This is a genomic window from Rhodococcus zopfii NBRC 100606 = JCM 9919, assembly GCF_001895025.1.
GTDB lineage: Bacteria > Actinomycetota > Actinomycetes > Mycobacteriales > Mycobacteriaceae > Rhodococcus > Rhodococcus zopfii.
On the sequence record NZ_BCXI01000092.1, the window covers coordinates 1 to 4,065 of the forward strand.

The window sequence follows — 4,065 nt, forward strand, 5'->3', positions numbered from 1 at the left end:
ACTTTTCCATGGCCACGGACACCCCGTCCCGCGTGCACCGCACTCACAGTGATCGGTTCATCGGCGTGACAGTGAGGTCCTCGACGACCGGATCGTCGGCGTCCACATCGAGGTGGCACAGAACCTGACCGGTCTCGTCGAGGAGGGCGTAGCGTCCCGGCAGCAGACCGGCGAAACGGAACTGTCCGTCGGAGGTGGCGGTGACCGTGCGGTCGATGCGGTCCTCACAGGCATCGACCCCGGTCAGGGAAAGGCGGGCACCGGGGTGGGTGCGGCCGGCGATCTGCCCGGTCGCCGCCGCCGACACTGTCTCCGGTGCCCCGGCGACAGCACCGTTGTCGGGGTCTTGATCATCCGCTGTCCGGATCGGCGCCCGACCGGGTGGGGCGCACCGGGTGACCGGCGCTGCGGGGTGGTCGGCCCGGTCGAGGAATGTCTCGCCCGAGTGCAGATTCGCGGTGAACACGGATCCGGCCGCGGAGAGGGCCGACACCTGGTCCGACACCGGAACCATGATCGTGTGCTGTGTTCCGGCGTCGAGTGCGCCGAGTTCGCAGACCATCACCGACCGGGTCAACGCCGCCGTGCCCGCCGGTGCCTGGTCTTCGACGTTGAGGACCTGGTCGATTACGTGAGACTCGGGTGCGCACCCGGCAGGGATCGGGCCCCAGGCCCGTGAGGGTGCGAGGGTGAGGGTGAGGGTGAAGCGGCCGGTGTGTGGCGGGCGCACCACGACCGCGTAGTCCGAGCTGTGAGGGTCGGTCTCGATCTGGAGTGCTCGTATCGAGGGTGGAGTCGTCGCGGTCGCCGTCACCGGGATCGTGATCACCGATGATCCTGCCAAAACCGCCGCACCTGCCCACACTCGAACACAGATTTTCACCTGAAGTGCCTTTCGTCTGACGCCCCCGCTGAGTCGGAACACTGGTGAATGTTCCGACCTGGACTCCCGACACAGGTTGAATCCTCAGGTACCTGCTGTCCGTTATCTCCTGTTCGGGTGACATCCGGGGTGACATCCGGAGGGGAGAACCGGCCGGGTCCGGCGGACGTCCGGCCCGACGCAGCGGCGGCACATGACACATCGGGCTGCGTTCCGCAGCATCGGGCAGGCACCGCCGACACCCACCCCGTTCCCACCCCCCACGCCATCGACGAGCGTCGACACCAAGGAGGGACTCGCCGATGGAACCTGCGTCGGGGCTCCTCGCCGGAACACCCGGAAGGTTCCGACCGCGAAGAGCGTCGACAGACAACACCGGGTGAGACCAGCAGCGATTCGAGTGCGGGTCGGTGCGGCGGCAATGGCCGGATAGGGCGGCGATCTGTGAACTCGACGCCGGAACACGGCACACGACCGCCGGGTCCGGTGGCGGATCCGCCCACGGCCGCCTCCGACGGACAGTTCTGTTTCGCCGGTCTGCTGCCGGGACGCTACGCCCTCCTCGACGAGACCGGTCAGGTCCTGTGCCACCTCGATGTGGACGCCGACGATCCGGTCGTCGAGGACCTGACTGTCACGCCGATGAACCGATCACTGCCGTGACACGGTGACCCGCGGCAACGCGTCCTCGCCGGAACCGTGGTCGTCGGACATCAGGACAGCAAGCCGAGTTCCTGGGCACGGGCGAGAGCGGTCACGGCATTGCCGGTCCCGAGCTTGACGTTGATTCTGCGTAGATGAGTTTTGACGGTGTTGTTCGAGACGTAGATCGTCTTCGCCAGGTCTTTCCGAGCGACACCATCGGCCAGCAGGAGAAGAATTTCCCGTTCACGGGCTGTGAGTACCGTTTCCGGCACCGAGAGGGGAAACACTTCGGCCGCTAGGTTTTCGGGCACCGCGGCACCGCTCACGTGTGCGAGTTCGCGCCTGGTATCTGCCGGCACAGTCATCAGGACCCGACGATTGCCGAGAGCTTCGGCCAGAGTGGTGCCGCGGCTCCACGCACGTACTGCAGCGTCGCGATCGGTGAGAAGGCAGGCGCCGGCCTCGATCAGCAGCGCCTCGATATGGGCCCGTAGCCATCCGCTGTCGGGCCACGAGATTCTCTTGAGCACGGTCCGAGCGGCCTCGGGGTTTCCGGTCAGCAGTTCCATTCGCGCTGAGGCCACCACAACGAGCGGATGGCCGGTGGTGTCGGTTTCAGCGACGGCACGTGCGAGATTCCCGTGTCCGAGTGCGAGATGCAAGTCGATCTCCGCCGCGGTCAGCAGTACATGCGATAGGGATCCGTCCTGCAGGAGACGCCGGTGGCCGTCGACAATCCGGTGCAAGACCGTCAAACCCGCGTACGCGTCCCCAGCAGTCAGCGCGTACTGAGTGTGCGCGTAGGCAACAAGGCCCCAGAGTTCTTCGCCTGCGGCCGGAACTCCGAGCTGGTCCAGTTCGACGGCGGCACCCTCCGCGTCGAGACGATCCATGTGGGCCAGTGCGGCACCGACCCGACCCGCGACCCGGATCATCTCGTCCCAGTAGCCGACGTTGATATCGACCCGCGAGCCGGCAGAAAGCCATTCGTCGGCCCTCGTGAGATCCCCTGACAATGCCCAGTTCGCCGCGAGGCTCCCGGCGGCGTTGAGCACCACATAATCCGAACCCGGGGTGAGCGCATCTCGGTACGCTTGTTCGAACTGCACAGTGGACTGGCCGAGGTCACCGGCCAGCTGCATGCCGATCGCCCATTGAAGTCGCAAAGTCGGCAGTTGTGCGGTCACCTCACCGGGCTGGTGCACCAGCATCGATTCCACCAGGGGCACCATCGCCAGTGCCCGATCGCCGGCCTCGCGCAGGTTCCCCGCCAACCTCAGCGCGATTGCCTGGACGGTGCCGATGTGCAGCGCCGCGGCCGCGTCCGGTTCTGTACCGAGGCAAGTCAATTCATTCGGGTCGGACGGTATTTCGATGTCCAACAGCGGGTGGCCTGTCAAGGCGTTCACGAAAAGTGCCTTTCCGGCAGCCAACCCGGGGAATTCATCGGTCACCGAGTCCGGAACCGCTCGCAGCAGCCGCACCAGAACCTCGAAATCGCTGGCGACCAAACGGCTCCAGTTCTCGTCGAGGATGCGTGCTGCGACATCCCATCTCCGGGCTTCGGCGGCATATACGGCAGCCTCCGCGTGACGATCCGCATCCCGACGCTCACGGGCCAGCCTGGTCAACGTTTCATCCACCCATGCGGGCATGTGTGCACGCGTGATCCCGAGGACCACCTCCCGCACTGCCGGAGGCCACGACCAGCGGCGCTGCACACCGTCGAATGTCCCGAGTATCAGTCCAACCGTGCCGAGCTGGTCGAGAAACTCCGCGGACGCTTCGCCTCCCACATATTCGGTAGCGTCTGCGTCGGTGAATGTCGTCATCACCGCTACTTTCAGAGCGATGGCGCGGGCGTCCTCACCGAGTCCGCTGAGCCGGTGGTGCACGTAGTCCCCGACTACTTGCTCCAGCGCCGGTTCCGAGTGTCCGATGGTGGTCGCCGCAGCCGAAGCGACTCGCAGCACGGCTACCGCAGAGGCGACAAGTGACGGCACGCCACCGAGTTCGCTGCACAGCTCCGGGCGTCGCTCAGCGGTGACGGCCAGGCCTCGGGATCGGCACAACTGCTCCATCTCTTCGGGAGAGAAACACAGATGATGTGCGCTCACCCAACTGTGGTCGAGACCACCGGCCGCAAGCTCGGGTGGCAGCTCGACAGCGCCGTGCACCGTCACGACGGCGATCGCAGCGGGGCAGTGCTCGAGCAGGATCAGCATCTTCTTCAGTGCCGCGGGGGCGTCGGCAGGCTCTACCCCGTTCAGAACGACCAGGCACGGCGTGTCGTCGACCAGATCCGGCACCTCGATCGGTGAGGTGTCGTAGTCGACCCAGATCACCTGGCGGTCCGGCGCGCCGCCACGGTGCAGCCAGCTCGCCACCAACACGCGCTTACCGAACCCCTTCGGGGCCTGCACCACCGTCAGGCTCCGCTGTTCATCCAGCATCCGGAACAGTCGCGGACGTGGCACTGCATCGAGTGCCGAGCGTGCCGCGGGCACACCGGACCGAATCTGTGAGGCGGATCCCAT

At 66.1% G+C, this 4,065-nt stretch carries 4 protein-coding genes; 2 read left to right on the forward strand and 2 right to left on the reverse strand.

All coding sequences use genetic code 11. The features are described 5' to 3' along the window. Nucleotides 1–43: 43 nt before the first annotated feature. A complete protein-coding gene (locus RZ1_RS29115; RefSeq protein ID WP_072816386.1) occupies nt 44–829 on the reverse strand; it encodes a carboxypeptidase-like regulatory domain-containing protein in 786 nt (261 codons plus the stop codon). Nucleotides 830–1,327: 498 nt separating this feature from the next. Between RZ1_RS29115 and RZ1_RS30355 the strand changes: the two genes are divergently transcribed. Further along, nucleotides 1,328–1,546: a hypothetical protein gene (locus RZ1_RS30355; protein WP_139282067.1), complete on the forward strand. Its 219-nt coding sequence runs from the start codon at nt 1,328–1,330 to the stop codon at nt 1,544–1,546. A 50-nt stretch (nt 1,547–1,596) separates the two neighbouring features. Here RZ1_RS30355 and RZ1_RS29120 read toward each other — a convergent pair whose 3' ends face one another. Beyond that, nucleotides 1,597–3,360 (reverse strand): helix-turn-helix transcriptional regulator, encoded by a 1,764-nt coding sequence (locus RZ1_RS29120; protein ID WP_169918183.1) that lies wholly within the window; start codon nt 3,358–3,360, stop codon nt 1,597–1,599. Nucleotides 3,361–3,651: 291 nt separating this feature from the next. Between RZ1_RS29120 and RZ1_RS30810 the strand changes: the two genes are divergently transcribed. Beyond that, nucleotides 3,652–3,849, forward strand: a complete 198-nt coding sequence (locus RZ1_RS30810; protein WP_169918186.1) for a hypothetical protein — start codon at nt 3,652–3,654, stop codon at nt 3,847–3,849. Nucleotides 3,850–4,065: the final 216 nt, after the last annotated feature.

Bases quoted from the DNA above. Each gene is read 5' to 3' on its own strand.
- RZ1_RS29120 (WP_169918183.1), bottom strand. From the start codon at position 3,360: ATGACGACATTCACCGACGCAGACGCTACCGAATATGTGGGAGGCGAA.